26 protein-coding genes and 1 pseudogene are annotated in these 26,512 nt (G+C 71.5%); 14 read left to right on the top strand and 13 right to left on the bottom strand.

The window, feature by feature from the left end; genetic code table 11:
- Positions 1 to 186: 186 nt before the first annotated feature.
- Both BS75_RS23470 and BS75_RS23475 read left to right on the top strand, forming a co-directional pair.
- Positions 187 to 1,707 carry an SDR family NAD(P)-dependent oxidoreductase gene (locus BS75_RS23470; RefSeq protein ID WP_408022598.1) on the top strand — a complete coding sequence of 507 codons (1,521 nt, stop codon included), beginning with the start codon at positions 187 to 189 and terminating at the stop codon, positions 1,705 to 1,707.
- Positions 1,704 to 3,770 carry a hypothetical protein gene (locus tag BS75_RS23475; RefSeq protein ID WP_042439935.1) on the top strand — a complete coding sequence of 689 codons (2,067 nt, stop codon included), beginning with the start codon at positions 1,704 to 1,706 and terminating at the stop codon, positions 3,768 to 3,770. Before BS75_RS23470 ends, BS75_RS23475 begins: the two co-directional genes overlap by 4 nt.
- A gap of 18 nt (positions 3,771 to 3,788) precedes the next feature.
- On the opposite strand, the gene BS75_RS23480 is transcribed toward BS75_RS23475, so the two are convergent.
- The 3 genes from BS75_RS23480 to BS75_RS23490 form a co-directional block, all read right to left on the bottom strand.
- On the bottom strand, positions 3,789 to 4,475 hold the full coding sequence (locus tag BS75_RS23480; RefSeq protein ID WP_081982536.1) for a DUF1707 SHOCT-like domain-containing protein: 687 nt from the start codon (positions 4,473 to 4,475) through the stop codon (positions 3,789 to 3,791).
- A gap of 103 nt (positions 4,476 to 4,578) precedes the next feature.
- Positions 4,579 to 5,367 (bottom strand): G1 family glutamic endopeptidase, encoded by a 789-nt coding sequence (locus BS75_RS23485; RefSeq protein WP_052069643.1) that lies wholly within the window; start codon positions 5,365 to 5,367, stop codon positions 4,579 to 4,581.
- A gap of 334 nt (positions 5,368 to 5,701) precedes the next feature.
- A complete protein-coding gene (locus BS75_RS23490) occupies positions 5,702 to 6,145 on the bottom strand; it encodes a nuclear transport factor 2 family protein (protein WP_034089664.1) in 444 nt (147 codons plus the stop codon).
- Between the two features lie 145 nt (positions 6,146 to 6,290).
- On the opposite strand from BS75_RS23490, the gene BS75_RS23495 reads away from it, so the two are divergent.
- From BS75_RS23495 to BS75_RS23505, 3 genes are all read left to right on the top strand, one after another.
- A complete protein-coding gene (locus BS75_RS23495) occupies positions 6,291 to 7,196 on the top strand; it encodes a LysR family transcriptional regulator (protein ID WP_042439938.1) in 906 nt (301 codons plus the stop codon).
- A 97-nt stretch (positions 7,197 to 7,293) separates the two neighbouring features.
- Complete coding sequence (locus BS75_RS23500) at positions 7,294 to 7,932, top strand: cysteine hydrolase family protein (RefSeq protein ID WP_034089665.1); 639 nt, start codon at positions 7,294 to 7,296, stop codon at positions 7,930 to 7,932.
- Between the two features lie 341 nt (positions 7,933 to 8,273).
- Positions 8,274 to 8,630 (top strand): hypothetical protein, encoded by a 357-nt coding sequence (locus tag BS75_RS23505; protein ID WP_034089666.1) that lies wholly within the window; start codon positions 8,274 to 8,276, stop codon positions 8,628 to 8,630.
- Between the two features lie 96 nt (positions 8,631 to 8,726).
- Here the strand turns inward: BS75_RS23505 and BS75_RS23510 are convergent, their stop codons facing one another.
- Positions 8,727 to 9,692, bottom strand: a complete 966-nt coding sequence (locus tag BS75_RS23510) for a helix-turn-helix transcriptional regulator (protein ID WP_034089667.1) — start codon at positions 9,690 to 9,692, stop codon at positions 8,727 to 8,729.
- Between the two features lie 195 nt (positions 9,693 to 9,887).
- On the opposite strand from BS75_RS23510, the gene BS75_RS44695 reads away from it, so the two are divergent.
- Positions 9,888 to 11,147: a G1 family glutamic endopeptidase gene (locus BS75_RS44695; protein ID WP_156164283.1), complete on the top strand. Its 1,260-nt coding sequence runs from the start codon at positions 9,888 to 9,890 to the stop codon at positions 11,145 to 11,147.
- Positions 11,148 to 11,200: 53 nt separating this feature from the next.
- Here the strand turns inward: BS75_RS44695 and BS75_RS23520 are convergent, their stop codons facing one another.
- From BS75_RS23520 to BS75_RS23530, 3 genes are read right to left on the bottom strand one after another with little or no spacing between them, the layout of a single operon-like run.
- Entirely contained in the window at positions 11,201 to 12,589 is a 1,389-nt protein-coding gene (locus BS75_RS23520) for an MFS transporter (RefSeq protein ID WP_042439939.1), read from the bottom strand.
- 50 nt (positions 12,590 to 12,639) lie between these two features.
- Complete coding sequence (locus tag BS75_RS23525; protein WP_034089669.1) at positions 12,640 to 13,284, bottom strand: TetR/AcrR family transcriptional regulator; 645 nt, start codon at positions 13,282 to 13,284, stop codon at positions 12,640 to 12,642.
- 47 nt (positions 13,285 to 13,331) lie between these two features.
- Entirely contained in the window at positions 13,332 to 14,309 is a 978-nt protein-coding gene (locus BS75_RS23530) for a LysR family transcriptional regulator (RefSeq protein ID WP_042439928.1), read from the bottom strand.
- Positions 14,310 to 14,396: 87 nt separating this feature from the next.
- Here BS75_RS23530 and BS75_RS23535 point away from each other — a divergent pair, with 87 nt between their 5' ends.
- Positions 14,397 to 15,482, top strand: coding sequence for a cyclase family protein (locus BS75_RS23535; RefSeq protein WP_042439929.1), 1,086 nt, complete (start codon positions 14,397 to 14,399; stop codon positions 15,480 to 15,482).
- The gene (locus BS75_RS23540) at positions 15,479 to 15,793 is read left to right on the top strand and encodes a CBU_0592 family membrane protein (protein WP_042439930.1); all 315 of its coding nucleotides are present in this window, start codon (positions 15,479 to 15,481) and stop codon (positions 15,791 to 15,793) included. The genes BS75_RS23535 and BS75_RS23540 overlap by 4 nt, the downstream gene beginning before the upstream one ends.
- A gap of 331 nt (positions 15,794 to 16,124) precedes the next feature.
- On the opposite strand, the gene BS75_RS23545 is transcribed toward BS75_RS23540, so the two are convergent.
- On the bottom strand, positions 16,125 to 17,594 hold the full coding sequence (locus tag BS75_RS23545) for a DHA2 family efflux MFS transporter permease subunit (protein WP_034089670.1): 1,470 nt from the start codon (positions 17,592 to 17,594) through the stop codon (positions 16,125 to 16,127).
- A 111-nt stretch (positions 17,595 to 17,705) separates the two neighbouring features.
- Here BS75_RS23545 and BS75_RS23550 point away from each other — a divergent pair, with 111 nt between their 5' ends.
- Entirely contained in the window at positions 17,706 to 18,353 is a 648-nt protein-coding gene (locus tag BS75_RS23550; protein WP_034089671.1) for a TetR/AcrR family transcriptional regulator C-terminal domain-containing protein, read from the top strand.
- Positions 18,354 to 18,454: 101 nt separating this feature from the next.
- Positions 18,455 to 19,222: a nuclear transport factor 2 family protein gene (locus BS75_RS51965; protein WP_034089672.1), complete on the top strand. Its 768-nt coding sequence runs from the start codon at positions 18,455 to 18,457 to the stop codon at positions 19,220 to 19,222.
- 395 nt (positions 19,223 to 19,617) lie between these two features.
- Here the strand turns inward: BS75_RS51965 and BS75_RS23560 are convergent, their stop codons facing one another.
- Both BS75_RS23560 and BS75_RS23565 read right to left on the bottom strand, forming a co-directional pair.
- Complete coding sequence (locus BS75_RS23560) at positions 19,618 to 21,063, bottom strand: COG1361 family protein (protein WP_034089673.1); 1,446 nt, start codon at positions 21,061 to 21,063, stop codon at positions 19,618 to 19,620.
- Between the two features lie 220 nt (positions 21,064 to 21,283).
- Positions 21,284 to 21,592, bottom strand: a pseudogene (locus BS75_RS23565) (MMPL family transporter); the annotation flags it as partial.
- Positions 21,593 to 21,951: 359 nt separating this feature from the next.
- Between BS75_RS23565 and BS75_RS44700 the strand changes: the two are divergent.
- The 3 genes from BS75_RS44700 (at position 21,952) to BS75_RS23580 (ending at position 23,738) form a co-directional block, all read left to right on the top strand.
- Complete coding sequence (locus BS75_RS44700) at positions 21,952 to 22,272, top strand: ribbon-helix-helix protein, CopG family (protein WP_042439931.1); 321 nt, start codon at positions 21,952 to 21,954, stop codon at positions 22,270 to 22,272.
- Between the two features lie 44 nt (positions 22,273 to 22,316).
- Complete coding sequence (locus tag BS75_RS23575) at positions 22,317 to 22,718, top strand: hypothetical protein (protein ID WP_052069646.1); 402 nt, start codon at positions 22,317 to 22,319, stop codon at positions 22,716 to 22,718.
- A 444-nt stretch (positions 22,719 to 23,162) separates the two neighbouring features.
- Entirely contained in the window at positions 23,163 to 23,738 is a 576-nt protein-coding gene (locus tag BS75_RS23580; protein WP_034089675.1) for a Uma2 family endonuclease, read from the top strand.
- 158 nt (positions 23,739 to 23,896) lie between these two features.
- Here BS75_RS23580 and BS75_RS23585 read toward each other — a convergent pair whose 3' ends face one another.
- The 3 genes from BS75_RS23585 to BS75_RS23595 all read right to left on the bottom strand — a co-directional run bounded on the left by BS75_RS23585 (position 23,897) and on the right by BS75_RS23595 (position 25,941).
- Positions 23,897 to 24,382: a hypothetical protein gene (locus BS75_RS23585; RefSeq protein WP_034089676.1), complete on the bottom strand. Its 486-nt coding sequence runs from the start codon at positions 24,380 to 24,382 to the stop codon at positions 23,897 to 23,899.
- Positions 24,379 to 24,723, bottom strand: a complete 345-nt coding sequence (locus BS75_RS23590; protein WP_034089677.1) for a hypothetical protein — start codon at positions 24,721 to 24,723, stop codon at positions 24,379 to 24,381. The genes BS75_RS23585 and BS75_RS23590 overlap by 4 nt, the downstream gene beginning before the upstream one ends.
- Before the next feature lie 399 nt (positions 24,724 to 25,122).
- Positions 25,123 to 25,941 carry a S1 RNA-binding domain-containing protein gene (locus tag BS75_RS23595; protein ID WP_231607874.1) on the bottom strand — a complete coding sequence of 273 codons (819 nt, stop codon included), beginning with the start codon at positions 25,939 to 25,941 and terminating at the stop codon, positions 25,123 to 25,125.
- 100 nt (positions 25,942 to 26,041) lie between these two features.
- On the opposite strand from BS75_RS23595, the gene BS75_RS23600 reads away from it, so the two are divergent.
- Positions 26,042 to 26,401, top strand: a complete 360-nt coding sequence (locus tag BS75_RS23600; RefSeq protein WP_034089678.1) for a hypothetical protein — start codon at positions 26,042 to 26,044, stop codon at positions 26,399 to 26,401.
- Positions 26,402 to 26,512: the final 111 nt, after the last annotated feature.

The following is a 26,512-nucleotide window of genomic DNA, read 5'->3' on the forward strand; positions in this document are numbered from 1 at the left end:
GCGGCTCGGGGGCGGGGGCGGCCGGTCGGAAGTTCGGCAATTCCCAGAGAACTGCCAGGTTTCCCCCCGATGAATGCAGAGTGAAACGGTCTAGGGTGAGCGCTTGGAAGCCGGGGGGTAAGAGTTGGGTAACCGCCCGTTCCTGGCGCGGACGGCACCCGGCATGAGCAAGTGGAGACCACCATGGTGCAGCAGAGGCCGACCCGGGGACGCGTCACAGCCGTCGTCCTCGGCGGAGGCACCGGCGAACGCATGGGGATGAACATGCCCAAGCAGCTGCTGAAGGTCTCCGGCCGACCGATCCTGGAGCACACCGTCGCGGCGCTCGCCGCCTCACCGGAGATCGACGACCTGCTGCTGATGATGGCGCCCGGCCACCTGGCCGCCGCCGAGCAGATCGCCGCCCGTGCCGGAGGCGGGAAGGTGCTGGCCGTGCTGCCCGGCGGGGCCACCCGCAACGAGACCACCGAGCGCGCCATCGCCTGGATCACCGCCGAGGACGAGGCCCTGGCCGGCCCCGCCGCGCCGGCCGCGGAACGGCTGGTGCTGTTCCACGACGCCGTCCGTCCGCTGGTGCCGCCGCGGGTCATCGCCGACTGCGTGGCCGCGCTCGGCCGCTACCAGGCGGTGGACGTCGCCATCCCCTCCGCCGACACCGTGGTGGTCACCCGCACCCACGGCGACGAGGGCGAGTTCATCACCGAGGTGCCCGACCGCTCCCGGCTCCGCCGCGGCCAGACCCCGCAGGGCTTCCGGTTGTCGACCATCCGCCGGGCCTACCGGGCGGCCGCGCTCGACCCCGCCTTCCAGGCCACCGACGACTGCTCGGTCGTCCTCAAGTACCTGCCCGACGTGCCGATCCACGTGGTGCTCGGGGACGAGCAGAACATGAAGGTGACCCAGCCGCTGGACGCCTACCTGGTGGACAAGCTCTTCCAGCTCGGCTCGCAGCAGCCGCCGCCCGCGCTGGCCGAGGAGGACTACCGGGCCGCCCTGGGCGGCAAGGTGGTCGTGGTCTTCGGCGGCTCCTACGGCATAGGCGCGGAGCTGGCGCGGCTCGCGGAGCACTACGGCGCCCGGGTCTTCCCGCTCGGCCGCTCCACCACCGGCACCGATGTCACCGACCCGGAGCAGGTCGTCAAGGTGCTCGCGGACGTCGCGGCCCTGGCCGGCGGCGTCGACCACGTGGTCAACTGCGCCGGCGCGCTGCACATCGGCCGGCTGGCCGACTGCGACGACGCCACCATGTACGAGTCGCTGGCCGTCAACTACCTGGCGCCGCTGCGGATCGCCCGTGCCGCCTACCCGCACCTGCGGCGCAGCGGGGGCCAGCTGCTCTGCTACACCTCCAGCAGCTACACCCGGGGCCGGGCCGACTACAGCCTCTACTCCTCGGCCAAGGCGGCGGTGGTGAACCTCACCCAGGCCCTCGCCGACGAGTGGGGACCGGACGGGATCCGGGTCAACTGCATCAACCCGGAGCGCACCCGGACGCCGATGCGCCGCCGGGCCTTCGGCGAGGAGCCGGCCGACACCCTGCTCTGCCCGGAGCTGGTCGCCCGCACCTCGCTGGACGTGCTGGTGTCCCGGCTCACCGGCCAGGTGGTGGACATCCGGGTCGACAACCCCTCGGCCGCGCCCACCGTTCCGGCGCCACCCGCGGCCGCGTGCCGCGACGCGGCCGGGCGGCGGGTGTCGACCCGATGAGCGCGGCGCGCACCCTCCGGTCCCTCCGCGCCCGGCTCCGGAAGCCGCTCGTGGGCTGGACCGACGCCGGCCTGCTGGTCGGCCTGCTGCTGCTGGCGGTCGCCGTCGGGACGGCGCAGCCCTGGCTGTTCCTGCTCGGCTGGGCGCTCGCCACCGTCGCCGACTGGACCGCCTCCGACTGGGACCGGCCCAGCTCCGGCACCTGGCTGATGCGCACCCTGCGGGCCAACTACGGCGGCTGGGAGACCCGGGCGGCCGTCCGCGAACTGCTGCTGCTGGCCCTGCTGGCACGCACCGGACAGCCCGGGCTCACGGTCGCGGTGGTGGTCTTCGTGCTGCTGCGGCTGGAGCGGCTGCCCGCCGGACGGCTGATCGCCCGGACCCTCCGGACCCGGAACCAGCCGCTGCTGACCCGGAACATCGATCTGACGGACTGGCGGATCAGCGACAGCCCGCGGGTCCACCTGCGCGCCGCCGCCACCCAGAGCTACCTGGTCTGCGCCGCCTTCGGGGCTGCCGGAGCCGCGCTCGCGGCCGGCACCGGGGCCGGCTGGTGCCGCTGGGCGGGCTACGGGCTGACGCTGCTCGGCGGCCTGGTCTGGATCGCCGTGGTCCGCTCGGCCTGGCGCGCCAACCGCGCCACGGTGAGCCCGGAGCGCGCCTTCGAGCTGCTCCAGCGCTGGGTGCGCGACTACCGGCCGCAGACCGTGCTGCACATCTCCGGGGTCAAGGGCTCCGGCTACCAGTGCGACATGTGGTTCGAGGCCCTCGAAGCCCTGGACGGTCCGGTGCTGCTGGTGGTTCGCGAGCGGTACCTGCTCGACGAACTCGACGCCACCGCGCTGCCGATGCTCTGCGTCCCGGACGGCGGCGACCTGATGCGGCTGGACCTGGCCGGCGTCCGGGTGGTGCTCTACACCGGGAACGTCGGCACCAACATCGGCCTGCTCCGGCTGCCGACGGCCAAGCAGGTCTTCGTCGGCCACGGCGACAGCGACAAGAGCGCCTCGGTCAACCCGTACAGCAAGGTCTACGACGAGATCTGGACGGCCGGGCAGGCCGGGGCCGACCGCTACCTCCGGGCGCAGGTCGGGGTGCGGGCCGAGGACGTGGTCGGGGTCGGCCGCCCGCAGCTGGACACGGTCTCCACCCGGGTGCCCGAGGGCCCGGTGACCACCGTGCTCTACGCCCCGACCTGGGAGGGCTGGTACGAGGAGCCGGGCTGCACCTCGCTCGCCGAGGCCGGTGGGGCGCTGGTCCGGGAACTGCTCGCGGCCCCCGGCCGGGTGCGGGTGCTCTACCGGCCGCATCCACTCACCGGCAGGCGGCTGCCCCGGATGACCGCGGCCGACAACGCGGTCCGGGAGCTGCTGGCCCGCGCCAACACCGGCCGCGACCAGGCCCCGCCGACGGCGGCGCAGTCCGCCGCCCGGGTCGAACTGGCCGAGGTGCGGCGGGAGCTGGCGGCACTGGCGGCCCGGGGCGGACGTCCCGGCGCGGACGTCCTGGAGTGCGCCCGCGACGGCATCACCACGCCGGAGACGGTGCGGCGGATCGCCGAGCTCCGGCGGCGGGAGGCCGAGCTCTACTGGGCCTCCGCCCCGGCGACCGAGCACCGGGTGGTCGCCCCCGGCGACATCGCCCTCTACCCCTGCTTCAACGAGAGCCACGCCCTGGTCTCGGACATCTCCAGCGTGGTCTCCGACTTCGTCGCCAGCGGCAAGCCCTATGCCATCACCGACGTGGTCGGCCTCGGCGAGGCCGAGTTCCGGCGGCGCAACACCGCCGCCCGCGCCGCACAGATCCTGGACGTCCGGGGCGGCGGCATCGCCGAACTGCTGGCGGTCCTGCGCGGCGAGGCTCCCGACGAGCTGGCCGAGCAGCGCCGGGAGCTCCGGACCTATCTGCTGGGACCGGCGGAGCCCGCCTCGCAGCTGCGGTTCAACGCCGCCGTGGTCCGGCTGGCGGCGGAGGCGGAGGAGCGGAACCGGCTCCGGCTGGCGGAGCAGGAGGGCACCGCTCCGGCCCGGTCGGCGCTGGTCGGCAGCGCCGCGCACGGATAGGCGACCGGCGCCGGCCGCTCAGACGGTCGGCGCCGACCGCCGCATCAGCCAGTCCCAGAAGTTCCGGCGCGGCCCCCGGACGATCACGTTCCCGCTGCGGACATTGCCGGCCGCCTGCACCAGCAGCCGGACCGGAGTGCCGGGTTGGGGGTGGACGCGCTGGCGGACGTTGCCGCTGCGCACCTCGATGCCGTCGACCTCCACCGCCACCCCGGGCGGCACGACCAGCAGCAGGTTGCCGGAACGGACCGACAGTGCCAGCTCCAGCACCGGATGGGTGATCACGGCCTGGGTGAAGTCGAGCAGCACATTGCCGCTGCGGGTCTCCACCTCCAGCCGGCGCGGCACGGTCCAGGGGCCGACCCGCTGGAGGTTGCCGCTGCCGGTCTGCAGCCGGACCAGTTCCTTGGCCGGGACGGCCGGCCCGACCGGGGCCTTCGCGAGGGTCGGGGCGGTCGGCAGATCGCGCACCAGCGGGGCCAGTTCGCCGTAGGTCCGGGCCTCCAGCGCGGCCTCCAGCCGCTCGTCCAGCTCCTCGGCGGTGAGCCGTCCGTCGCCTGCGGCGACCCGCAGCAGCTCGACGATCTCGTCACGGTCCTCGTGGGAGGCGCGCAGGTCGGCGCGGTCACCCGTCGCGAGGGCGCTGGTCGCGGGCCGGACGGCCGGAGCACCCGGGGCGCGCTGGGGATCGGGGTATCGAGACATATCGCGAATTCTAACCGCAGTCCGGCCGCGATACGAGGGGCAGACGGCACTCCGCCGCGACCGGCTGCACGGCCGGTCGCGGCGGAGCTGCTCACCCGACTGCCTACAGGCTGTTCCAGGTGATGGAGAAGGCACCGCCGGAGAGCGAGGAGATGGTCGCCTCGGTGACGCCGGAGTCGGAGACCATGTTGATCCCGGTGGGGTTGGTGGAGCTCAGCGTGGCGCCGTTGACCGTCGACTTGCTGAAGTTCACCGTGCCGAAGTCGTCGAGCGGCAGCACGCCGCCGCTGTACGGGGCCTCGGCGATCACCTCGGCGGAGGAACGGGACAGGCCGCTCTCCTTCTTGGTGGTCTTCTTGCTCCAGCCCTCGGTGGAGTCGGTGAGGGTGAGGGTGTAGGTGTTGGAGGCGTAGCTGACGGTCTCGGTGATCACGTCACCGGGCTCGACCACGTTGTTGTAGGTGACCGGGTAGGCCGGGTACATCTCGTACCAGGCCGAGTACTCGGCCTGGCCGCCGGAGCAGTCGGCCTCGGTACCGGTCTGCTCGACGGAGTCGGAGCTGTAGCCGTCGAGCCCGACCCAGAAGCTGGAGTAGCCGTCGCCCTTGGAGCAGTTGACCGCGGGCTGGGTGAAGGTCGTCGACACGCTGGTGTAGGTCGAGCCGGTCGCGGCGTAGCCGGACCAGTTGTCGCTGGTGGTCGTCGCGTGCTTGACGCCGCCGCCGTGGCTGACGAAGAACGGGGTGGCACCGCTCGCGCCGCTGACGTGGTGCATGGGGGCCTGCACCAGCGGGGCGGCGACGGCGGCGGGCACGGCAGTGCCCGCAGCCATGGGGATGGCGGTGATCGCCGTGATGGCGGCGAGCCGGAGGGAACGGCGGAACGGGGACATGAGTCTCCTCTTGGGCCAGTCCGTGGGTGTCCGGGGGCGCGGGCAGGCGGCCTCGCCGACCTCGTGAGCCGGTTCGCCGCAGTGCCAGCGGTCGAGCAGGTAGCGCTACCTGACACGGGAAGATATGAGGTGGACATGGCAAGCAACAAGAGGGTGGCGGGAACACGTCAGGGAGTTGACTGTGATTCATCCGTCGGCTGCTGTGCGATTGAATTCAAGCCTCCGCGCCCACCTGCTAATTCCCGCGCGGCCAGGGCCCGTTCACCACTGGCGCGCTGCTGTGCGGCGGTCCCGCCGGGGCGCAGCCCCGCCACCCCGGGTGGGGGTGGTTGACTCAGGGGAAGACGACGGTCTTGGCGTGGAGGGTGTCGAAGTACTCGCGAACCTCGGTGATCAGGCCGTCCCGGACGGTGAAGATCGCCAGGCAGTGCTGGTCGTACTGGCCGCCGGCGCGGGCGACGGCCCGGGTGTTCCACTCGGCGAGCACCCGGTCGCCCTCCGAGAGCAGCCCGTCGAAGCTGAACTCCAGTGTCTCCGGGTGCAAGTGGGAGATCATCCGGGGGATGAACACCTCCAGGATCTCGTCCGCCCCGGTCCAGGTCCCGGAGATCGGCAGCTCGCCGACCATCTTCCAGGTCACGTCGGGGGCGAAGAAGGGACGCAGGGCGCCGAGGTCGCCGGAGGTCAGCGTCCGCATGTAGGCGAGGACGACCGCGCGGCTGGCGTCGGTGAGTTCGGCGGTGGCGGCGTTGGCGGTGGCGGTGGCGGTGGCGTTCACGGTGCATCTCCCTGGTGTGACCGGCGGGTTGTTCCCGACAGCTGAAGCCTAGGAAGCCGGACCGGGTCGTGGGAAAGTCCGGCTGTTCATCGCTTCAGAGCGGATCGGCATCGGCACAGCTCAGCGCGGTCGTATGCTGGCCGGCATGGCAGAACTCAGGCGGCTCCGGTACTTCCTGGCCGTGGCCGAGGAACTGAACTTCACCCGCGCCGCCGAGCGGCTGCACATCGCCCAGCCCGCACTGAGCCGTCAGGTCAAGGAACTGGAGCGGGAGCTGGGGGTCAAGCTGCTCGACCGCACCACCCACGCGGTCGGGCTGACCGAGGCCGGGCTGGTGCTGCAGCAGCGCGGGACGGCGCTCTGCGCCGAGGAGGACCGGATGCTGCGCGAGGTGCGCGGCTTCGCCCAGGGCGCGCAGGGGACGCTGACCCTCGGCTTCAGCGCCAGCATCGGCTACGAGACCGCGCCCGCCCTGCTGGCGGCCCTGGTCGAGCGGCACCCCGGGATCGCGGTCGGCACCCGGCTGCTGCCGACCGCCGAGATCCTGGCCGGCGTCGCCGACGGGACCCTCGACGCGGGCCTGGTCCGGTGTCCGCCGCCCACCCCGGCCCTGGAACAGACCCTGGTGCGGTTGGAGGCGCAGGGGGTGCTGATGGCCAAGGACCACGCGCTGGCCGGCGCCGCCTCGGTGGAGGTGACCGCACTGGCCGGGCAGACCGTGCTGATCCACCCGCGCGAGCAGAACCCCGGCCACTACGACGCGGTCACCGCAGTCCTGGCCGGGGCCGGGGTCGAACCCCGGCTGCTGCTGCGGCAGATCTCCTTCGACGCCGCGAACACCCCCGTCTCCGACGGCTCGGCGGTCTCCGTCGTCGGCGAGTCGGCGGCCGTGAGCCTGCCCGGCGGACTGGTCTGGCGTCCGCTCTCACCGGCCGCGACCGTCGAGATCCACCTGCTGACCAGGGGCGGCCCGCGCCGGAACGCCGTCGGCCAGCTGCTGCGCACCGCCACCGACACCGCCCGCGCGGCCGGCTGGCTGACCGCGGGCTGAGCGACAGCCGGCCGGCCGCGATGGCCGTGGCCGGCGGCCGTCCCGGCATCCGGGACGGCCGGTGACGCCCCGGGCGCGGGCTCGCTAGGGTCGCGGCATGGACTACACCACGCCCCGGTGGGCGAGTTCGGCCCTGCTGGTGATCGACGTCCAGCAGGACTTCCTGGACGAAGGACCGGTGCCGATCCCCGGCACCACCGCCGTGCTGCCCCGACTCGCGGAGCTGGTCGCGGCCTATCGGGCGGCGGGACGGCCGATCGTCCACATCGTCCGGCTCTATGTGCCGGGCGGCAGCGACGCCGACCCGCCGCGCCGGGCCTCGGTCGAGGCCGGAGCGCGGATCGTCGCCCCGGGCACCCCCGGCAGCCGACTGGCGCCCGCCGTCCTCGGCGACCGCGACGCCGAGCTGGACGCGGAGGCCCTGCTGGCCGGAGATCCGCAGCGGCTCGGCGAGGCGGAGGTGGTGCTCTACAAGCCGCGCTGGGGTGCCTTCCACCGCACCGGACTGGAGCAGCTGCTGCGCGAGCAGGGCGTCGACACGGTGGTGGTGGCCGGCTGCAACCTGCCCAACTGCCCCCGGGCGACCCTGTTCGAGGCCAGCTCCCGCGACTTCCGCACGGTGCTGGTCACCGACGCGGTGTCGATGACCACCCCGGAGCGCCTCGCCGACCTGGCCGGAATCGGCGTCCACCTGGCCACCACGGCCGAGGTCGTCGACGCCGGACGGCGGGGCTGAGTTGCCGGCGCGGAGCCACCCGCTCGACCGCGCCTCGCACACGCTGCACACTGCGCCTCGCACACACTGCGCCTCGCACACACACTGCGCCTCGCACACGCTGCGCCTGATCGACGAAGTCGACCCGGCCGTCCGGGCGTTCGTCGCTGGGCCGGGGCCGACGAACCAACTGCTCGGCCGGGGAGCCGAACTGGCCGTGGCGTTGGATGCGATTGCGCCCAACGGGTGCTGACGGATCGATTCGGCATCCACGTTCGAGTGACTGCACGCATCCGCGAGCGGGAGCGGGGGAACCAGGACGAGACGTCGCTGTCCCCCCTCTCCGTACAAGGAACTCCCGCATGCGTCTCCGCAACTCCGTCGCCGCCGCCGTCGGCGCGCTCGTACTCGTCCTGGCCCTGCCGACCTCCGCCCAGGCGGCCGACGGCCGGTTCACCTACATCTCGCACGACGGGGGCTGGTCGCAGGGGCGTTACCTCTCCGACCCGCCGAGCGGAGTGTGCATCACCCTCCCCGGGGCCGAGGACCCGGTGGGCCGGCCGGCCGACAGCCCGCGCAACGACACGGACGCCTGGGCCAGGGTCTTCACCGGGACCGGCTGCGACGGGGACTACTTCGACCTCCGGCCCTCCGGCGGCCGCGCCTCCGACCGGCTGAAGCTGCGCTCGGTCGTCTTCTCCTGGCCTGACCTGGACTGACCTGGACTCACCTGACCTGACCTGATCCGATCTGCCGTCCGGGCGAGCGCTGCCGACCGTTGTCCCATCGGCAGCGCTCAACCGTGTCCGGCTGCGTCACAGCCAGCCGCGTCGGGCCGCCTGGATGCCGGCCTGGAACCGGGTCTGCGCGTCGAGCACGGTCAGGATGTGCCCCACCCGTCGGGTGACCGTCCGCTGGGTGATCCCCAGCGCCCGGACGATCGACGAGTCCTTCATCCCGCTGGCCAGCATCGCCAGCAGCTCGCGGTCGCGCTGGTCCAGCAGTTCGCCGGAGGCGACGGTCGCGCCCAGCGGGGTCGCCCGTTCCCACAACAGGTCGAAGCAGGTGGCCAGCGCGGTCAGCAGCGGCGAGGCGCGGACGAAGATGGCGGCGGTCGGCGGGTTGGGCCCCGGATCCATCGGGATCATCGCGCTGTGCCGGTCCGCGATCAGCATCTTCAGCTTGACCGAGGGCAGGGTCCTGGCCTCCTCGCCGGCGGCGATGCAGGCCATGGTGAAGGCCATCCGCTGCTTGTCGTCCAGTCCGGAGGAGTCGTAGATGACCCGGCAGGAGACACCCCGGCGCAGCAGTTGGAACTCGATCGGGTTGGCGATCGGGCTGTCGAAGTAGGGCGGGCAGTCCACCACCCGCATCTCCCGCTGCGCGCCCAGTTGCATCTGCTCCACCCGGTGCCGCATCTGCGCCTGGCCCTCGACCAGTTCCACCAGGTCGCCGCTGTCGCCGGGGCGCGCGCCCGGCAGCGCCGCGGCCAGAGCGGTGACCCGGGTCCGCAGTTGTTCCAGCTGTTGGCGACGGGCCTCGGCGAGGGCCTCGACCGCTACCTGCGGCGGGGCCGCGGTGTAGCGGGCCGGGGAGCCGGCCAGCCGGGTGACCAGCCCGGATTCCACCAGCCGCCGCAGGCAGGGACGCATCCGCGCCGGTGTCATACCGACCGATTCGGCGAGCTGGGCCGTGGTGCAGCGCGGGGTGGACAGGACATGCACGTACAGGGTGCTCTCGGCGGCGCCGAGACCAACGGGCTCCAGCAGGATGTCCGGCATGCCGTCCACTTTAGTGAGTGTGCGCAACACCGCCGGGGCGTTGGCGAGTTGTAGCCAATGTCCACCTTTCGGCATTGTGGCCCTTCAACACCGCCCCTACCTTCCTGACCACTGTCCGTCAATTCGGCGGCCGGGGGCCTGTGCGGAGGCGATCCCGGATTCTGCAGCCGTCCTGCACAGTTGAGGAGTCCCACCGTGCGCTCAGCCCGAATACTGCCTGTGGTCGCGATGACCCTGGGCCTCATGGGGGCCGCGATCGGCACCGCCCAGGCCGCCCCGGCCGCGGCCGCCGAGCATGTGGTCAGCCATCCGCGTACCGACGCGGTCACCGTGCCGGCCCAGATCGTCTCGCACTTCTCCCACCTGCTCAACGCCCGGCGCCAGGCCCTCGCCGCCACCCAGACCAGCACCAACTGGTCCGGCTACGCGGCCACCGGCAGTACGTACACCACGGTGACCTCCAGCTGGACCGAGCCCTCGGTCTCCTGCACCGCGGACGGCATCGTCGCCTTCTGGATAGGACTGGACGGCTGGGGCAGCACCAGCGTCGAGCAGGACGGCACCGGCGTCGACTGTTCCAGCGGCTCGCCGCAGGCCTTCGCCTGGTGGGAGACCTACCCGGCCAACTCGATCCAGGAGTACAACAAGCCGGTGGCCGCGGGCGACCGGCTGACCTCGACCGTGACCTCCGAGAGCGGCGGCCGGTACGACATGGTGCTGACCGACTCCACCGAGGGTTGGACCGAGAACAACGTGGTGGCCGGACCCTCGGGTGCCGCCAACGCCAGCGCCGAGGTCATCGCCGAGGCGGTCAGCTCCAACAGCGGCGTCACCCCGCTGCCGAACTTCGGCACCGTGCAGTTCACCGGGTCCACCATCGACAGCGGTTCGCTGCAGGCATCCGGGGCCCAGCCGATCGACATGACTGGCAGCGGCGGCGCCGTCATCGCCTCGACCAGTACGGCCGACAGCTCCGGGGACTTCAACGTCAGCTACGGCAGCGGTACCTCCAGCGGCAACACCGTCACCGTCAACTCGCCCGGGAGCCAGTCCTCGGCCCTCGGCGCCCAGGCCGACCTCCAGGTCAGCGGCACGGACTCGGGCGGCGCGGCGCTCACCTACAGCGCCACCGGGCTGCCGCCGAAGACGAGCATCAGCTCCTCCGGACTGATCACCGGGACGCTCAACACTGCCGGCAGCTACAACGTCACGGTGACCGCCACCGACTCCACCGGCGCGACCGGCAGTGCCTCGTTCACCTGGACCGTGGGCGGCAGCACCCCGCCGCCGCCCGGTTGCGGCGGACTCTCCGCCTGGAGCGCCACCAGCTCCTACGTGCCCGGCGACCAGGTCTCCTACAACGGCGACAAGTGGAACTCGACCTGGTACTCGACCGGCGCGGTGCCCGGCGCGGCCGGCTCCTGGGCCGTCTGGCAGGAGGTCGGCGCCTGCTGACCGGCTGATCCGAACCCACCCGCCCGCGCCGGCTCAGCCCCCGGCGCGGGCCCTCACGTGGTCGGCCGTGCCTCGGGCCGTGCCTCCAACCGTCCATCCGGCTGCTGTCCATCCGGCTGCCCCTCGGGCCGCGCCGGGCGGGGCGGGAGCAGCGCGGTCGACGGCAGCCCGAGCGCGGCGAGCACGGCCAGGACGAGCAGCGCACGGCCCATGGCCGGGGCGCCGGGCGACGCGGCGTGGGCGGAGGCGGCGACGGCGATGCCAAGGGTGGGACCGATGTTCATCGCGGTCTGCTTCAACCCGCCGACCACCCCGGCGTATCCGGCCGGGGCGTCACCGATGACGGTCCCGGTGGCGGTGACCATCACGAACGCGAATCCCGCGCCGAGCGCGGCGAAACTCGCCCCGGCCGCCGCCAACGTGTCGGCCGGACCCAGCCGCGACATCCCGGCTATGCCGAGGACGACGAGGACCGAGCCGACGACCGCGTTCCGGCGCGGTCCGTACCGGCTCAGCGCGGCACCGGCGACCGGTGCGCCGAGGACCATGAACACGGTCAGCGGCAGCACCCGCAGGCCGCAGTCGAGCGGGTCGAGGCGCAGCACGTTCTGGAGGTAGAACGTGGCCGTGAACAGTGCGCCGTACATGCCGGCGCCGGTGAACAGCAGGATCGCCATCGACGCGGTCACCGGTGCGGAGCGGGTCACGGCACGGGGCACGATCGGGTCGGCGGCACGGCGCTCGTGCCGAACGAGTACGGCGGTCAGGCCCGTGGTGGCGAACAGTCCGAGCAGCGTCCGCGGGTCGGCCCAGCCGTGGGCGGGTATCCCGGCCAGGGTGTCGACCAGCACCGCGAGCGCGGCGGCGAGCAGGGCCGCGCCGCCGAGGTCGAGCCGTCGGCCGCCGGTGCCGTCGGTGCTGCCCCCGCGCTCCGCCTCCGGCGGTCGGACCGCGAGGGTGAGTGCGGCGATCAGCACGGCGACCGGCGTGTTGAGCCAGAACACCGAGCGCCAGCCCAGGTGTGCCACCAGCACGCCGCCGAGCAGCGGGCCGACCCCGGCCGCCACCCCGATCGCACTGGTGCGCACGGCGACCACCCGGCCGAGCCGGTCCGCCGGGGCGGCCAGCCGCAGCAGGGCGAGGGTGGCCGGCTGGAGCAGCGCGCCGAACCCGCCCTGGACGGCGCGCAGACCGATGGCCCAGCCGACCGACGGGGCGAGCGCGATGCCGGCCGAAGCGGCCCCGAAGCCGAGGACGCCGACGAACAGCAGCCGCTGGTGCCCGTAACGGTCCCCGAGACGGCCGGAGACGACCAGCAGCGCCGCCACCGCGACCAGGTAGCCGGTGCTGGTCCACTGGACCTGGGCCACGCCGGCGCCGAGGTCCCGCCCCAGGCTGGGCTGCGCCACCAGCAGCACGGTGCCGTCCATGGCGACCAGCATCGCGCCGACCACGCTGACCACCAGCGCGAGCCGGCGGCGCACGGACGCGGTCACCCGGGCACCGGCCCCAGGTGGGCCTCCAGCACCGCCGCCAGCAGCCGATCGAGCGACTCCTCGCCGTCGACGCCGCCGCCGACGTCGACGCTGCCCCCGGCCGTCGCGCCCGTGATCAGCTGCAGGCTGCCCCACGCCCAGAGTTGGGCCAGTCCGTGCAGGTTCGCCCAGAGGGCGGCGGCGGTCACCGCAGCCGACGCCGGGTCGTCCTGCCCGGTCCGGCAACGGGCGACGAGCGCGACCACGCCTTCGAACAGCGGGACCGACGACTCCCGCAACTGCCGTTCGCCCGAGGCGTGCCGGTCGCTGTCGAGCAGATCGTGACGGAACATCAGCTCGAACATTCCACGGCACTCCAGCGCGTACCCGAGGTACGCCCGGGCGACGGCCCGCACCTGGGCCCGGGGTGACGCCGTACCGGCGATCGCCTGCTGGAAGCGGGCCCCGAGGTCCGCGAAGCCCCGCTGGGCGATGGCCGAAAGCAGGGCGTGGTGCGTCGGGAAGTACCGGCGCGGCGCCCCGTGCGAGACCCCCGCCCGGCGGGCGATCTCCCGCAGCCCCACCGAGGCAGAACCCTCGGCCAGCACCAGTTCCACCCCGGCATCGATCAGCCGCTCCCGGAGCGAACCCACGTCGTTCATGGACGCTGTAGTCATAGACACTGTCTACCAGTCTCGGTAGACAGTGTCTACGGCTGCTCGGCCTGCGGGCCGAAGGTCGTGGACCTGGCCGGCGGTCGACCGAGAGCGTCCGCCACGTCGCACAGGGCGCCGACCACCGCGCTGACGACGGGCTCCGGCCCGGCCGCCCCGGTCCGTTGGAACACCGACACCGCCCGGTGGCCGACCCCGGGCAGCGCCGCGACGGCGACCCGCCCCGGCGGGACGTCGGCAAGTGCCAGCCACGGGACGACGGCCGCGCCGAGCCCTGCCTCGACCAGGGCGAGCACGGCCGGGAACTCCATGCAGACGTGGTCGCGGCGAAGGGTCAGCGCGTGCTCGGCGGCGAGCCGGTCCAACGCCTGCCCGCAGGCCGACCCCGGCGGCGCGGCGATCCACGGCAGCTGCGCCAGGTCGGCCATGTTCCGCACCCGGGCGACCCAGCCCGGCGGCACCACGATGCGGTACTCGTCCTCCAGGACGGTCCGCACCGCGATCCCCGCGGTCCGGGTGCCCTCGGCGCCCGGAGCCACCCAGGCCGCCGTCATCGCCGCGTCCTGCTCGGTGATGACGGCGTCGACCGCTCCGGTCCGCAGCTCGCGAAGCGCCGCCGGGCCCTCGGTGTCGACCACCCGCAGCGCTATGTCCGGGTGGTCGGTGGCGAGTCGGGCGATGGCGGGGACCACCAGGTGCCGCACGGCGGTCGGGAACGCGGCGACCACGACCCGGCCCGCGGTGCGTCCGGCGAGCGCGGCCAGTTCCCGGCGCGCCTCGGCGAGCTCGCCCTCGATCCGCTCCGCGCGGTGCGCGAGCAGCCGTCCCGCCGCGGTGAGTTCGACGCGGCGATGGGTCCGGTCGAGGAGCCGGACCCCGGTCTCGCGTTCCAGCTGGGCGATCTGCTGCGAGACCGCCGAAGGGGTGAGGTGGAGCAACTTCGCCGCCTCCATCACGCCGCCGCGCACGGCCACCGCGTGCAGCACCCGCAGCCTGCGCGGGTCGATGTCCATCCGTGAGGCCTCCGATTCACCCGGACTGTCGCGTTGCTTAAGAAACAATCGATTGAACTTCAGTCTGCCTTCATCAATGGTGGACGCATGACATCCCGCAGCAACTCGTCCTCCGGACCGGTCCCCGACGCCCGGGTGCAGTTCGACGCGCAGGTCACCTTCCGCAACGGCGGCGGACTCCAGGTGCAGGGCTTCCGCCTGGACCTGGACCCGGCCCCGGGCTCGACCCCGGGCTCGACCCCGGACCCGGGCCACCAGGAGGTCGACGAGGCGGCCCTGGCCGCCCGCTTCGTGAGCGAGTTGGGCCTGCTGATGGTGGACACGGTGGCCTTGGACCGGGTCACCGTGATCAACGAACAGCACAAGGGCAGCGGCAGGGGGCGGCGGGCGCGCGGCTCGGCGGAGGGCGGCGTTCCCACCGCTCGGCGGCTGGTCGAGCTGAGCCACCGGATCCACGACGGCATGGTCACCTACCCGGGCCTGCCCGGCCCCCGGCTGAGCGACCACCTCTCCCGCGAGGCCTCGCACGGCCACTACGCGGAGGGCACCGAGTTCCAGATCGGCCACATCAGCATGGTCGCCAACACCGGCACCTACCTGGACACCCCGTTCCACCGCTTCGAGGACGGGGCCGACCTCTCCGGCATCGGGCTGGAGCGCCTGGCCGACCTGGACGGCGTCGTGGTCCGGGTCGGCCGCACGGGCGTGGACCCCGCCGATCCCGCTCGCGCGATCGGACCGCTGGTGCTCGCCCCCTACCAGGTCACCGGCCGCGCCGTGCTGGTCCACACCGGCTGGGACCGGCACTGGGGCACGGAGCAGTACGGCAGCGGACACCCGTACCTGACCCGGGCGGCGGCCGAATGGCTGGTGGCCCAGCGGCCGGCGCTGGTCGGCATCGACTCCCTCAACATCGACGACACCGCCGACGGCACGCGCCCCGCGCACACCCTCCTGCTGGAGGCCGGCATCCCCGTCGTCGAGCACCTGCGCGGCCTGGAGCAGCTCCCGGCCGAGGGCTTCCGCTTCCACGCCGCGCCTCCGCGCATCGCCGGCCTGGGCACCTTCCCGGTCCGCGCCTTCGCGGTGACCGACGCTGCGTCCGCGCCCGTGCCCGCGCCCGCGCCCGCGCCCGCGTCCGAGCCCGAGCCCGGTACGGACGACGTCCGATGAGCCTGGCGGTCGCCCTGGCCGGCTGGGCTGCGGCGGGCGCACTGCTCGCGGCCTACGCGCTGGTCTCGATCGGCCGCCTGTCCGGCGCCGGACGCCCGTTCCAGGCGCTCAACCTGCTCGGGGCGGCGGGCCTGATGCTCAACTCCGCCGAGCACCGGGCCTGGCCGTCAGTGGCGCTCAACGGGATCTGGATCCTCATCGGCCTGGCCACCCTGACCGGCCTGGCGTCCGCCCGACGCAGGAACACCACCGCGATGGCGTCGCTGCGGGGGGAAGGGCAGGGGGACGGTTCGGCGCGCCTGCGGAGCTAGGGCGCGCAGCAGGCGAGCAGCGGTGCAGAGACGGGCAGGCCCGGGCGTCCGCCCCGGCTGTCGCGGGCGGCGGCTGGCCAGGGAGCTCTCCAGCACTGCCATGTCCCTGGACCACCACGTCCGCGACAAGGACGAGTTGCTGCTGCTGCTGCTGGAGGAGCACGCCCGGCGCACTCCCCGCCCCGAACTGCCCGTGGCACCCTCCAGCAGGCAGGCGTCCGACGACGCAGCCGCGCCGCCCGGAGCGGTCGGTCACCCGGACGGCGCGTCACATCACAGCAGGGCAGGGCATATCCGTACCGCCCGTGTCCTTCGCCCCCGGCGGCCGGCCCTAGTCGCGGCGCGGCTCGCGGCGCGGCTCGCGAGGCAGGAGCAGGACCGCGAACACGGCCAGCAGCATGATGCCGGCATTGGAGAGGAACGCGACCTGGTAGCCGTGGACCGCGGCGGCGACCGGGTCGGCGGTCCGGTCCGAGCGCGCGGCGAAGTCGGCGATCGAGGTGAGCGCGGCGAGGCCGAGCGCACCGCCGATCTGACGTGAGGTGGTCATCAGTCCCGAGGCCACCCCGGCGTTCTTCGGGTCCACCCCGGCGGTCGCGGCGACGGTCACCGCCAGCAGCATGGAGCTGATGCCGAGGCCGGTGACCAGGGTCGGGCCGAGGACGTGCGGCAGGTAGGCGGAGTGCGTCGGTACGTAGGACATCCAGACCAGGCCGCCCGCCGCGATCAGGCCGCCGCCGGCGAGCAGTGGGTGCGGGCCGAGCCGGGAGAGCAGCGGGCGCGACAGCAGGGTCCCGACCACCAGCACGATCGTCATCGGCACCAGCGCCAGGCCGGACCGCAGCGCGCTGTAGCCGATGCACTGCTGCAGGTAGAGCGTGATCATCACGAGCGCGGCGGTCATGGTCGCGCCGAGGCAGAAGGTGATCGCGTTGCCGACGCCCAGCCGCCGGGAGCGGAAGAAGGACGGCGGCACCAGGGGACTGGCGCTGCCGGTCTCGACCAGGGCGAACAGGGCGAGCAGCACCGGAGCCGCGACGAGCGGTCCGAGCACCTGCGCCGAGCTCCAGCCGTCGATCGGCGCGCGGGTGAAGCCGAAGGTCAGGATGGCGGCGCCGAGTGTGGCCAGCAGGGCGCCGGGCAGGTCCAGCCGGCGTCCCCGCTCGGCATGCCGGGCGGTTCCGGGCAGGACCGGGCCGGAGGCGGCGAACAGCGCCGCGCCGATCGGCACGTTCACGAACAGCACCCAGCGCCAGTCGAGTTCGGCGGTGAGGACCCCGCCCAGGACGACGCCGACCGCGGCGGCCGCCCCGCCGGCCAGGCTCCACAACGCCAGGGCCTTGGTCCGCCGACCGCCCTCGGCGTGGGTGGTGGAGATCAGGCTGAGGCTGGACGGGGCCAGGGCGGCGGCGCCCACGCCCTGGACCGCGCGGGCGGCGATCAGCAGCGCCCCGCCGGAGGCCAGGCCCCCGGCCAGGCTGGCCAGGGTGAAGACGACCAGGCCGATGCGGAAGATCCGGCGGTGCCCGACCAGGTCGCCGACCCGGGCGGCGAACAGCAGCAGTCCGCCGAGTACGACCAGGTAGCTGTCGACCACCCACTGCTGCTGCTCGGCGGAGAGCCTCAGGCTCTCGCGCATGGCCGGAAGGGCCACGGTCACGATGGTCGAATCGAGAACGATCATGAACTGGGCCATGCAGGAGATGGCGACGATCGCGCCGAGGCGCAGCGCCCGGGCGGGCGGGGGAGCGGGATCGGGGGCGGTGACGGTGGTGCCGGGGACATCCCGGTTCTTGCGCATGGTGGCCCTCCCCAAAACGTGAACGACGTTCACAAGTGAACGGCGTTCACGTTAATGTTAGGATGGGGGCCTGTCAACCGAACTGGGCGGGCGAGAAGGAGCGGGTGCCGGATGGTGTTGCGGCGGGCTGACGTCCTGGCGGGCGCGTTGGATCTGCTGGATGCGGAAGGGCTGGACGGGCTGACCATGCGCAAGCTCGGCGCGGCCCTGAATGTCCAGGGCGGAGCGCTCTACCGGCACTTCCCGAGCAAGGAGGCGCTGCTCGACGCCATGGCCGAGCAGCTGGTGGCGGGCGTCGGCGCGCCGCTGTCGCCGGATCTGTCGTGGTCCGAACAGTGCCGTGAACTGGCCGAGCGGATGCGCGCCGCCCTGTTGAGCCGCCGCGACGGCGCGCGCGTGGTGGCCGGGACCTATGTGTCCGCCCCGAACTCGATGACCGCGGGCGCGCGGGCGATCGAGGCCCTCTGTGCCGTGGGCTTCCCGCCGGACCAGGCCGGCTGGATCACCTTCGCCTGCTTCTACTACGTGCTCGGCCACACCATCGAGGAACAGGGCCAGGCCCGGCTCGACCCGGAAGACGACTGGCCCACCCGCCTGGCCGGCGCCGAACCCACGCTGGCAGAGCCGGTGGCCTCGGCGATGCGCGCCCTCGTGACGGCGGACCCGGCCGAGCGGTTCCGCTTCGGTCTGAACATCTTCCTCGCGGGCGTGGTCCAGCAGTTGGCGGAGCTCGAAGCCTGCCGGACGGCGCAGGCGTAGCGCCGACCCGACCCGCCGGTGCGGCGGCCCGGCGGTGCCTTGACGCTCGGCGCAGAGAGTCATGCACTGGAAGGAGCACGAGAAAGAAAGGCGGGCACCTGATGAGCACCATGCAGAGAACGCCGATGTTCGACGTCGAAGCGTTGCGTCGCGGAATCGAGGAGCGCGACGCTTCCACCATGCGCGGCCTGTACACGGACAACGCACAGCTGACCGTCGTGGACCAACGCGACCAGCCGAGCCACCCGCACGAGATCGCCGGAACCACCGCGATCGGCGAGTTCCTCGACGAGCTGTGCGGCCGGGACATGGAGCACCACCTGGAGCAGGTCGTCGTCTCCGCCGACGGCAGCCATGCGGCGTACCTGGAGCGATGCCGCTACCCGGACGGCACGAGGGTGCTGTCCACCTCGATGCTGGACCTGCGTGACGGACGGATCACCGCGCAGACCAGCCTGCAGGCATGGGACGAGGAACCCGGTGCCGGGGAGGCGGCGGCAGCGCCGGCGGCCAGTACGGTCGAGCACCTGGACTTCGGCCGACCGGACGAGGTCCGTACCTTCCCGCACGGCCGGGCGGAGATCCTGAACCTGGGCGGCGGGGCGGTCGGCCGCCTGGTGCTCGAACCGGGCTGGCGCTGGTCCCAGGACGTGAAGCCGCTGGCGGGCACCGAGTGGTGCGAGGCGCCGCACTTCCAGTACCACGTGTCCGGAAGAATCCGCGTCCACATGGCCGACGGGACCGAGTTCGACGTGCAGCCCGGCGATGTGACCGTGCTGCCCTCGGGCCACGACGCCTGGGTGATCGGCGACGAGCAGGCCGTGGCCGTGGACTGGCAGGGTGCGGTCCACTACGGCGAGAAGGCCTGAGCGGCCCTTGGACGACGGGCAGTTGATCTTCACCTCGACACCGGGGGCGAGAGTTCCCGTGCGTTCGGCGCCGACAGATCAGCGGCATCGTCGAGATCTTCAGCGGTGTCGGCCACGTCGTGGGGGGCCGAGTTCAGCGTCTCCCGAACCTGACCGACGCCTACGGCGGGAGCCGACGACCAGGCCGTGTGGACAACTCCTTGAGAACTCCTCTGCGGTAGGGCGCGCAGAGATCCTCCCACTGCCTGGCCGGCTTCCCCCCATCGGGCGACCACGGGCGACGACGCCTGCGAGGGGACAGCAGGGTCAGGCCCGGGCGAAGGCCGGCGGATGTACTGCAAGGGCCGCCACCCGGGTCACGGGTGGCGGCCCTTGCTGGACGTACCGACGGCTGGTCAGTTCAGGCTGAGGAAAGCCGAATCGTCGCGCGGGTCGGTGTCGTACGGAGGACGCCGGTTGCCGATGCCCTCGCCCCACTGGATCTTGACGGATCCCTTGGCTCCGGCAATCACCGTGTTGACCCGGACGGTCAGGGTGAAGGTGTTGACCTCGCCCTTGACGAAGTAGGCGCCGGCCGAGCAGAGGTACGGACCGTGGGCGGTCACGGTCGGGTCGAAGCTACGGGACGGCTGGCAGTTGGCAGAGGAGCCGATGATGGTGGTGCCGGGTGGCGGTGTAACCAGGACGCCGGGGCTGCCCTCGCCGCCACTGTGGTCGTAGAGCGTCGCCGGGCCGTGGTCCACCAGGGAGAAGGTGAACTTGACCGTCTGCCCCTTCGCGGCCTTGGCCGTCCCCCCGGTCACGCCGAAGTCGTCCGTGTTGCGGGCCGAGATTGAGGCGACCTGGTAGTTGGCGCTGTCACCGTCGGCGGCCAGCAGCATGGCCGTGCCGGCCGGTGCGGTGGAAGGAACGCCTGCGGCCAGCACCTTGAGGCCGAGCTTGGCCCCGGTGCCCTGCTTCCAGGTGTGGCCGGGCAGGAGCCAGTAGTTGTCAGCGGTGTAGCCGAGCGGCTCCACCATGCTGTCGAGGTAGGTGTACAACGCCGTCTGGTCGACGTGCAGCCCGACCGGGACCGCCAGTTCGGCCGTCTCGCCCACCTTCACCCAGCTGCTGATGGAGCAGATGGCGAGGTCGGTCAGATGCGGATACGCAGTGCCGGTGCCGTAGCGGCAGTTGGAGTAGTGCGTCGTGAAGTCCAGTCCGGCCGAGGGCATCAGGACGACCTGGACTCCGGCCGAGGGCCGAGTGCCGGCGTTGGTGAACTTGATCGGCTCGGACAGGTTGGATCCGATGGCGACGTTGGTGTGGTTCACCATCGCGCCGAGGTCGAACTCCGGTCCACCGACGGTCACCGTCCCGCTTGAGCCGACGATGCGCACGCCGGCCGTGGCCCGGCCGCTGATCGTGTAGCTGCCGCTGGCGCCCTGCGGCGCGCCCTTGAGCGCGCTGAGGGTGATCTCACCCGAGGTGCCTATGCCGCCGCCGATCTGGGTCGGCTGGACTCCCTGGTCGCAGGTGGCGATCAGGCCCTTTGTGACGCAGCCGTCGCCGAAGGTCACATTGGCGACCTTCGCCAGCCCTCGCGCGTCGATGGTCAGCGTGACGTCGGTGTCGTTCGGCAGCTTGGTGACATTGGAGTTGAGCGTGATGTTGGGCTGCGCCGTCAGCGCCGCACCCTTGGCCGGTGCCGGGGTCAGCGCGGTCGGGGTGGGCGCCTGGACGGTGAGCACGGGCTGAACGGGGGCCGCTGTGGCGGTGCCGATCCCGGTCAGCATGGCCGCGGTGCTGGTGATCGCGGCGACGGCGACGCCGAGCGTCCGCCGTGCTGGGTTATGTCCCACTGAATGTCCTTCGGTCACAGGGATAGCACCGTGAACTCTAAGGACGTGTGCTGACATCCCCGTCATCATTTGGCCGGGACCTATCGGACAGACACCACCAGGGCCTTGCAAACGGCACGCTGCTCTCAGTCGACTCTTAACTTCAAGGGGACTTGGGCGGACGGCCGCGCCGCACGCGCTAGCCTCCCGGCTGAGGTGTCAACGCCTGGTGGAGGGCCGAGCTCGGCCCGAAGATGATCGCGGACATCATCATCGGCACATAGCTCTCGATCGGCACCTTGTCGGCGACGCCGAGGACGGAGACGCCCCAGCCCCATTGGAAGACCGCCACCACCACGCCGTAGGAGGCGCCGATCGAGAGCAGGTTGAGCACGGCCGCCTTGACCGCGACGAGCATGCCGCGGAACACCGTGAGGATGATCAGGAAGGCCAGCCCGACCACCACCGCGATGATCAGCGGCAGCCGGGCACGGATGATGTCGGTGAAGTCGAACTGGGCGGCGGTGACGCCGGTCAGGTAGGACCGACTCGGCGCGACGGGCCATGAACCAGGAGCACGTAGAGAGAAGAAGCGCAGAGCCGCCTAGGTAGCAAACTCGCGGGTCAGGGCCACATCAGGCAGTAGAGCTGGTGGCCGGCGTCGTGCAGCCGGTTGGCGAAGTCCTGCCACTCGTGCAGCTATTCGCGCGGGGAATGCGCTGATCTGCGACGATGCCGTGAACCCGCCGCCGGCCAGCGAGAATCGCCTTTCATGGCTTTCGCTGATCGGCGGCACTTTTCACGCCCAAGTGCCCTGAAAGTGCCCTGTGCGGTCAGGCGTTTCGCCGACGTGGCCGCCTAGGCTGACGCCATCCCAGCTACCGTATTACGGCGTGATACGATTTGCCCATGGCGAAGACGAGGATCTCCATCAGCCTGGATCCCGATCAGGCCGAACGCATCAGGCTGGCCGCGGAGGAAGGTGGTCAGGACGTATCCGCCTTCGTGGTTGCCGCCGCACTCACTGAAGCCGTCCGCCGGGAGCGCATCGCCGCGTCCTTCGCGGATATCGACGCAGCCATTGCTGCCGCTGAGGCCGAGGCGGAGTCCTTGGACTGGCCGCCTGCGAGCGATGCACCCGCAGACGAGGAGTCCGTTCGGATCAGGGAGCAGGTTGCGGCAGCCCGAACTCGGGCGGCAGCTATCCGTGCCCGTCGGAACGCGGCATGAATTGGGGCTGCCCGACGCGTCCTGACGCTGATTCGCTCGGTGACGTGGTGTACGACGCGGGGATGCTCATCGCGCTCGCCGACCCGCGTGATCGGCGAGCGCGAGTGCTTCACGCGGAGTACTGCCTGACTGGGCGTCCGGTCGTTCCTGCCCCGGTGGTCGCTCAGGCGTGGCGGGGAGGGGCTCGCACCGCCTACCTGGCGCGGGCCCTCAAGGACTGTGCGGTGGTGTGCTGCTACACCGAGGCGGAGTGGCGCAGGGTGGGCGAACTGATCGGCCGGGCGGATCTGAACCCGAAGAAGAAGCCGGATCCTGTGGACGGCTTGGTCGCCCTCACGGCCGTGGAGATCGATGCGACGATCGTCGCGACGTCGGACGGGGACGACATCCAGGCGTATCTGGACCAGATCCACGGCAGCCAGGCAATCACGGTTCTCGGCGTCTGACCCGGTCGCGTCTTCATGGGCCGAACCGGAAGTGATATGAAGTTCCGGCAGAGTGCCCTCAAGGTGCCCTGGGGAGATCTGGCAGGATCCTGGCCGGCTCCGGATCTCACTCACCCAGGACGGCTAACCCGCAGCTCAGGGCCACATCAGGCAGTACAGCTGGTGCCCCGCGTCGTGGAGCCGGTTGGCGAAGTCCTGCCACTCGTGCAGCAAATGATCACCCCAGGTCGCTGACCTGGGGTGATCCGCTCAAACGCCCGCTGACCTGGGATTTCAGTGTTCAGCACCTTGCACCGTTCATGGTCGTTTTCCGCCCCTATGTGCACGCGATGTGCACGCGCTAATTCGCCGCGACGAGGTGCTCCGCAGTAGATCGAACCCTGATCGCGCGAGAGCGATACCGTGGAGCGAGTCGAGACTGCCTGGGACAAAGGAGGTGACCCTATGAGCATCACAGCTGATCATCGCCCGCAGATGAGCGTCGAGGAGTTCGAGGAGATCGCGGCCCATACGCCCGAGACCGTCACCTTGGAGTTCATCAACGGGAAGATCGGAGTAAAGGCAGTGCCTGACGGTGACCACGGGGCGATCATCATGTGGCTGCTGCGGCGGTGCATGCAGAGCCGTCCAGAGCTGGACCTGCACATCGAGCAGGGCCTGCGTGTGGATGCCTACCGGTCCGGCCACGCCCGCCCGGACGGTGTCCTGGCTCCGATCGCCCACTTCGCCGGGCAGGGCGAATGGGCTGACCCGCAGGGTGCGCTGATGGCGGTCGAGGTCACGTCCTACGATCCCGACACGGACCGACGTGACCGAGTCGAGAAGCCGGCGGCCTATGCCGAGGCAGGCATCCCGGTGTACCTGCTGATCGACCGGGACAGCTGCGAGACGGTGGTGCACACCGAGCCCGAGGGTGGGAAATACCGCAGCATCCGATCCGATGCGTTCGGGGCGAACGTCGTGATCCCCGGCCTGGGGATCACTCTGGAGACCGAGATCCTCAAGCAGTACGTTCGCTGACCTCCGCCCGGCTCAGAGCCACGAGGCAGGAGAGCTGGCGGTCGGGGTCGTGGAGGCGGGTGGCGAAGTCCTGCCATTCGTCGAGCTATTCGCGCGGTCGCGGCGCTGACTGCGACGATGTGGCGAAAGTGCCCTGCCGGGAACGTGCGGGATGGTCGTCAGACGGCGACGAGGCGGACGTCCTGTGCGTTCAGCGCTGCCAGGTAGGCGCTGATGTCGTCTGGGTCGCTGGTGAAGACGACTGCGCTGCCGTGGCGGACTGCTGTGATGGCGACCAGGGCGTCCACCACGTCAGGCCGCTTCCTCGGCGGCAGATCCGCAGCGCCCAGGGCTCCGCCGATTCGGTGCCACTCGGCCAGGTCCAGGGCCGTGCTGCAGTGCAGGCATACGGGTTGTCCGGCGGCCGTCGGGCGCAGTGCACCGGGTGAGCTGCGCGCGTGCGGGATGGTGCAGTCCCGTAGGGCGGTTGCCAGTGCGTGGACGGTACTTGGGGCGGGACGCCAGACCTGCCCCAGGACTGGCCCCGGCACGATGGCGCGGTGCAGGGTCGCCTTCAGTCCTTCGTGCAGGCGGACAGCCTTGGCCTTGCGATCGGCGAGCGCGATCAGCATTCCGGTGTCGTAGATCGGGACGCGGGCGTTCACGCCGCGTGGTCAGGGCGCTGCTGCCGCCCTTGCGATCGTGCGGGTCGGTCGGAGCCGTAGACGAGTTCCATGGCCTCGTCGACCTCGCGTCGCTCTTGCTCGGTGAGGTCGTCCTCAGCAACGTCGGGCAGGGCCGGCAGTTCTGATGCTTCGGCTTCTGCTGCGGCGATGACCGCGTCGATGGAGGCAAACTGTGCCTCCAGCTCATCGGTCTCGGCCATCTGCCGGGTCGCAGCGTTGACGAGGTAGGCCGAGACGTCCATCCCGGCACGGTCGGCGTGCGCTCTGATCCGCTCGGCATGCTCTGCATCGAGGCTGATGCTGATCCTGGTCTTCGCCATAGCTTCAGTGTATGACGCGTATTACGGTAGGCCAAGCCGCTACTGCCCAGGCGCCGGGCAGTAGGGGTCGTGGTTGCCGAAGCTCTGGCGGCGTGCCCTCAAAGTGCCTTGGGGGACATCTGACAGGCCCCTTCGCCGACTCCGAATATGGCCCGAAGAGGCGGTAAACCCGCAGGTCACGGCCACATCAGGCAGTACAGCTGGTGCCCCGCGTCGTGCAGGCGGTTGGCGAAGTCCTGCCACTCGTGGAGCTATTCGCGCGGCCATGGCGCTGACCTGCGAAAACGTGCCAAAAGTGCCTCTGAGCTGCGAAAACTACCTTTCGTGGTTTTCGCTGTTCGGAGGCACTTTTCAGCGCCATGTGCCCTGAAAGTGCCCTCGTGGCGCCCTGCTGGCGGCTCAGCCCGCCGGTCCCTCCGGGGCTGCGGCGAGCCTCACTCGATGGCGGGGCAAGTCGACCTCCGCGACCCGGACCGTGATCAGTTCGCCCTCTGTGACGAGCTGCTCCGGGGAGTCGACAGGCCCGTCCGCCAGTTCCGAGACGTGGAGGAACCCCTCAACGCCGGGAGCGAGGTGCACGAAGACCCCGAAGGGGATGATCTTCGTGATTGGACCTCTGATGACCTTGCCGGCCTGCTTGGCGAAGCGAACGAGCGGATTCTCCTCCAGAGCCTTCAGCGAGATCGCAACCTGGCCCGAGCGCGTCTCGGAAATGAGCACCTCTGCGGTGATCCGCTGCCCGACCTGCACGACCTCGGAGGGATGGCTGATTCGCACCCACGACAGCTCCGGCACACGGATGAACCCGGTGCAGGTGCCCTCCGGCTCGCCGTCCAGGTGGACGAACACGCCGAAGTTATGAACCGCTGACACCGTCCCGGTCACGACCTGCCCGCGCTGGTTCGCCATGAGAAAGGCCCGGAGGGCCGGGTTCTCACAGGCCTTGGCAGAGAAGAGCAGCCGCCCGCTGCCCAAGCGTCCGATCTCCTCGGCTTCGATCTCCTGGCCCACGCTGAGGATCTCCGAGGATGCGGCGCGTCGCATGGACACCTCGTCCCCCGGGATCCGCCCGGTCCGGGCGTCCGGTTCGGTGGCGTCCACGACGCTCACAAGCACATCCGATCCGTCGAAGCCGATCACCCTCACCTTCCTCACCGGACCAGGGCCGAGCCGGTTGGCCAAGGAACGGAGGCGGGGATCGGAGGCGGAATCGGACATGAGCAGGAGCCTAACGAGACCGCACCATCCCGGTGAAGCCTTCAACGCAACCGCCACCAACCTGGCATGATCCGGGCTCGGGACGAGTGTGGGAGCAAGCATGGACGAACGGCTGGACCCGGTGCAGATCATCGCCCGACCGATCCGAGGGATGGAGCAGGATCGAGCCCAGGTCTTCGGCCTATGGATGCACTGCGCGCGCAAGGCAGGCTGGCAGGTCGAGCCGGTCGATGCACCCGTCGATTCGGCTAGCGGCGAGTGCGGCGTCGTCGATGTCGAGGGTCTCCGCTATCTGATTCGCGTGGGGCTGCGCGGTCGTGGCCGGGCGGTCACGGCTCCTGATGCCCATGTGGGCGCGTTCGTTGCGAACGCCGTCCTGGAGGGTCGTGGGCTTGTCTCGTACCCGGTCTTCTCCCTGACCGTCTGGGCTGAGCCCGTCCTGGGCTCGGACGAAAGGTGAATCGGTGAGTTCGCGCTCGACGCGGTTCGACTCGGTCGCCGTCGACTCGGTCGCCGTCGACTCGATTGTCGGTGGCTGTGAGTAGGGTCCACCCGAAAGCGTTGCTCTCGT

It is taken from the genome of Streptacidiphilus albus JL83, from assembly GCF_000744705.1.
GTDB classification, from domain to species: Bacteria; Actinomycetota; Actinomycetes; order Streptomycetales; family Streptomycetaceae; genus Streptacidiphilus; species Streptacidiphilus albus.